The organism is Streptomyces sp. GbtcB7, assembly GCF_019091445.1.
GTDB lineage: Bacteria > Actinomycetota > Actinomycetes > Streptomycetales > Streptomycetaceae > Streptomyces > Streptomyces mirabilis.
The window spans coordinates 1-247 of sequence record NZ_JAGXJM010000476.1 but is presented as its reverse complement, the minus strand read 5'-3'; the positions used below and the strand labels follow the sequence as shown (position 1 = coordinate 247).

At 75.3% G+C, this 247-nt stretch carries 1 pseudogene; it reads left to right on the top strand.

What is annotated here, in order from left to right:
• Positions 1-59: 59 nt before the first annotated feature.
• Positions 60-247: pseudogene (locus KVT44_RS56550) on the top strand (isochorismate synthase); the annotation flags it as partial.

Sequence of the window (247 nt, the reverse complement as noted above, 5' to 3'; positions counted from 1 at the left end):
TTCCCGCCGCGCGCCACCGCCTCCCGGGGCCGTGGCCCGCCGCCCTTCCTTCCGACACCGTGCCCCAATGTGTCGTCCTCGACCGCACCCCTTCCCCCGTCGGCCACCTCGAGGCCGTCGGCTCGGCGCTGCGCCGTCTGCGCGCGTTGGACCGTCCGATGACCAAGGTGGTGCTGGCGCGCTCGCTCGTCCTCGGCGCCGCCCGCCCCATCCCGCCGATGGCCCTGATGCACAGGCTGGTGGCCAA